3 protein-coding genes and 1 pseudogene are annotated in these 3,842 nt (G+C 46.4%); 1 reads left to right on the top strand and 3 read right to left on the bottom strand.

What is annotated here, in order from left to right:
* Window positions 1-994 (bottom strand): energy-coupling factor transporter transmembrane component T family protein (locus tag WBA89_RS08845; RefSeq protein ID WP_424405708.1); only part of this gene is annotated, 994 nt, incomplete at its 3' end.
* A 173-nt stretch (window positions 995-1,167) separates the two neighbouring features.
* Complete coding sequence (gene der / locus WBA89_RS08840; RefSeq protein WP_424405706.1) at window positions 1,168-2,529, bottom strand: ribosome biogenesis GTPase Der; 1,362 nt, start codon at window positions 2,527-2,529, stop codon at window positions 1,168-1,170.
* 401 nt (window positions 2,530-2,930) lie between these two features.
* On the opposite strand from der, the gene WBA89_RS08835 reads away from it, so the two are divergent.
* Window positions 2,931-3,473 carry an acireductone dioxygenase gene (locus WBA89_RS08835; protein WP_424405704.1) on the top strand — a complete coding sequence of 181 codons (543 nt, stop codon included), beginning with the start codon at window positions 2,931-2,933 and terminating at the stop codon, window positions 3,471-3,473.
* A 157-nt stretch (window positions 3,474-3,630) separates the two neighbouring features.
* Here WBA89_RS08835 and WBA89_RS08830 read toward each other — a convergent pair.
* Window positions 3,631-3,842 (bottom strand): annotated as a pseudogene (locus tag WBA89_RS08830) (hypothetical protein); the annotation flags it as partial.

Here is a 3,842-nt window from a genome sequence, read left to right as displayed (position 1 = left end):
AACTGTCCCAGCCCCAAACCAAGCGGGCGCTCCAGAGGGCGATCAAGCAGCCGAAGGCGATCCAGTCTCGGATTTTGAAATGCAACTGATGCCATTCTACACGGTGTCGATCGGGACTGGTGAAGCCGCGAACTTTCATGGCGCTGGCAATTTGTTCGGCTCGCAACAGCAAGTTTTCTAACAGCCTCTCGGCGATCAGCAACCAAATTTGAGCGGCGCGGCGAAAGCCGAGTTTTTTCCAGTTGATGGCTCTAGTGCTCACCGATCGCACTAAATTTTGTATTTCTTCCAATACTAGAGGAATGAAGCGCAAAGATAACGTTAATGTTAGGGCAATTTCGGTGACTGGCAAGTGCAAGCGGCGCAGCGGGCTCATTAAATTTTCAATGGCGCAGGTGATTTCTTCGCTGGCTGTGGTGAGTAGATAGAGGTTGGTGCTGTAAATTACTGTGAAAAATAAGGTGCTGACGTTGATAGCTAAATCTATGGATTTGCGGGTAATTTTAATCGGACCTTGTTTGAATAAAACGTAACTGTAGCTTGTAGGTTGAGGGAGTTTATTTGGGATTTCCGATTGGGAATTTTGGGTGGGGGAGTTTGAACCCAAGTTAAAATGTTGGTACCAGGGTTTGGGCTTTTGAGCAGGTGGAAGAGTTGCGGGCTGTTGGGAAAAGGTTAATTCGTCGGCGGGGATGCGGGGCTGGTGTTCTGAGGGGAGTGCGTCGGGGGCGATCGCGCTCAGGCAAAATACTAAGATGCAGAATAGCATCAGCAATCCCATTTGCTGTTTCCACACGCGCAGGGGAATTGCGGCAGCCAGCGTCAGTACAATTAACATTGCTACTAACATCAACCGCCAAGCCGGATTGGCGAGTATGGGCGCGATCAAAAATGTCATCAACCAAGCTAGTTTGACGCGGGAGTCGAGCCGGTGCATCCAGGTTACTGGTTGTTCTAGATAAAGTCCGATGGGAAGCGATCGAAGTAAGTCCATGTTGTCGATTTTAGATTTTAGATTTTTAAGAATATCAATTTATTGAACCGCGAAGACGCGAAGGAAGAGAAAAGAAGGAGGAGAAAAGAATGAGGAGAAAAGAATGAGAAAAACATAAAAAAACGCAACTTAATTATATCATTAAACTGCGTTTTTTTATCTAAATTTTCAAATTACTTGACTCGGAGTGCTCTGTTTGTTGTGCTGACTTCTGAGGCACGAACTTTTTTGCCTCTCCAAAGCAGCCGCATTGGGGTACCGGTAAAGCCTAGGTGTTTGCGGAATTGGCTTTCCATGTAGCGGCGGTAATTTTCGGTGAAGCGTTTGGGATCGTTGACAAACAATGCAATTGTTGGCGGCTGCGATCGCACTTGGGTTCCGTAATAGATTTTGCCTTGTTTTCCTTGGCGGGTAACTGGGGCTGAGTGCCAGCTTGTGGCTTCTTCTATGACTTCGTTAATCACGGCGGTGGTGACGCGGCGTTTGTGTTCGTCGTCGGCTTTGTCTACTAATTCAATGATTTTTTCAACTCTCTGTCCGCTCATGGCGCTGACGAAAATCATTTCTGCCCAGTCGAGGAAATAAAGTCTGCTTCTTACTTCTTTTTCGTACTCGTAGATGGTGTCGTTGTCCTTTTCTATGGCATCCCATTTGTTGACGACTATGATGCAGGCTCGACCTTCTTGGCTGATGCGATCGGCTAATTTTTGATCTTGGTCGGTTACGCCATCAATTGCGTCAATTACTAGCAGTATGACGTTGGCGCGGCGGATCGCTTTGAAAGCGCGGTTGATCCCGAAAAATTCTGCGCCGTATTCGACGTTTTTCTTTTTGCGAATTCCGGCTGTGTCGATCAGGCGGTAGGTTTTACCGTTGCGTTCTACTAAGGTGTCGATCGCGTCGCGGGTAGTGCCGGAAATTGGGCTGACTATGGCGCGGTTTTCGCCGAGAAATGCGTTTAGCAAACTCGATTTTCCGACGTTGGGACGACCGATAATTGCTACTTTAATTTCATCTGATTCTGGCTCTACTTCTGTGGGAAGGTGAGTCATTAATTCGTCTAGCAATTCGCCGGTGCCGTTACCGTGAATGCCGGAAATTGGGTAAGGTTCTCCGAGTCCCAATTTCCAAAAATCTGCTGCTTGGGTGAGTCCTATATTTTCCGATTCACATTTGTTGACTGCTAGAATGACGGGGACTTTTTGCAGCCGCAGCCAAGACGCGATCGATTCGTCGCCGCCTGTGAGTCCGGTTTGTCCGTCTACTACGAAAATGGCTGCGCTGGCTTCTGCTAGGGCCGCCAGTGCTTGTTCGCGAATTAATGGCAGAAATTCGGTTTCGTCGTCAAATACTAGCCCGCCTGTGTCTACGACTTGATATTCGCGATCGCCCCAGTATGCTGGTCTGTAAGTGCGATCGCGCGTGATTCCCGGTTCGTCGTGGACGATCGCGTCTTGGCTGTTGGCTAAACGGTTGACGATCGTCGATTTGCCTACATTGGGGCGTCCAATAATAGCAACTATAGGTAGAGGCATAAAAGTAGCAGCAATTAGGCTGCGCCGTAATTTTGAGGTTTAGTCTTTGATTATAAGCTAATCTGACCGGAATTTTAGAGATTGAGCCTGTGTTTCTGTCTTTTCATGCTGTAGGCGGTGTTCTGCCGATCGCCCGTTTAAACATCGAACCCTAAAAAATAGGCACAGCCTGTGGATCTGCATTCCCAGCCCGACTCTGAGAATTAGAAATAAAAGTTGAATAACTCAACAAATCATCTCATCTGTAGTAATTCTTTGATGATTGTGAAGTTAGATATAGGATTTTAGCGATCGGCTATTATTGAAAACAACCAAGAGTTTAGTTTTTGACGGCAGCTTAAAACAGCAGCTTAAAACTAGAAACTAAATTCTCCTCAAAGCCAATAAATAGGTGGTGTACGATGGCTGTTCTGCAACTAGAAGACGGTACGACATACAGCGATATTTGCGCGGTCGCCAGCAAACTCGCTATTTTAAATATTGAGGTCGATCGCCTGCTAACGAAAAAAAATCCTGCGGTTCAAGAAATCCTCATCCAAGACATTCTCAGCGTTACAGAAAAACAGCAGATCCTTGCAGCATTTAACAGCAAGTTTGAACATTTAAAGCGCACAAGCGGATGTCAGTGGTGCGACTTAAAAGTGCTGCATCCCGGTTCGCCGCAGATTTACCCAATCATGACTCAAAGCGAGCGCACTCACACCCACACAGATGCAGAAGTTCTTCACGTTTTAGCTGGGGAATGTGTTTTTGGATTTGTGTATCCTAACGGCTCTCAGGTACAATTAATGTTGCAAGCTGAAGAATACATTAAAGTGCCGGCAAATACCGAACATTGGTTTTATCTCACTCCGTCGCTGTACTTGAAAGCCGTGCAGTATTACACCACGGCTCAAGGGTGGGTTCCTCAGTATACAAATAGGAAGTTGAAAATTAAAAACTAAGTCATTCGGCGATTGAAATCGCATCTACACAAACCATGTCCGCCTCCGCGGACTAAGAAATAAAGATCGAGCTTGGCGATTGAAATTGCGTCTACACAAACCATGCCCTTACAAGCGAGGGTGTAAAGAAAACAACCTAAATTTAACCGCCCATTCTTCAACCCGCGGAGGCGGGTTTGGTTTGTATAGACGCGGTTTCAACCGTCCGATATTGTAATTCAGTAGGTGTGGCAATTTCAAATTCTTCGCAGCGCTGCAACAGCGCTTCTATTTCCTGAGCGAGCAAAATTACTTCCGGCCAAGAAGAACCGTTGATTAAATCTTGGGCGTGAGCTAATTTGTTTCTCAATGCTTCTGCTGACTTTAAAA

This window comes from Microcoleus sp. (assembly GCF_049646505.1).
GTDB lineage: Bacteria > Cyanobacteriota > Cyanobacteriia > Cyanobacteriales > Microcoleaceae > Microcoleus.
Note: the sequence above shows the minus strand (reverse complement) of the source record. Positions and strands in the feature narration are given on the sequence as shown.

What these genes read in the sequence shown, in the direction of transcription:
- der (WP_424405706.1), bottom strand. Translation starts at nt 2,529, where the DNA reads ATGCCTCTACCTATAGTTGCTATTATTGGACGCCCCAATGTAGGCAAA.
- WBA89_RS08835 (WP_424405704.1), top strand. Translation starts at nt 2,931, where the DNA reads ATGGCTGTTCTGCAACTAGAAGACGGTACGACATACAGCGATATTTGC.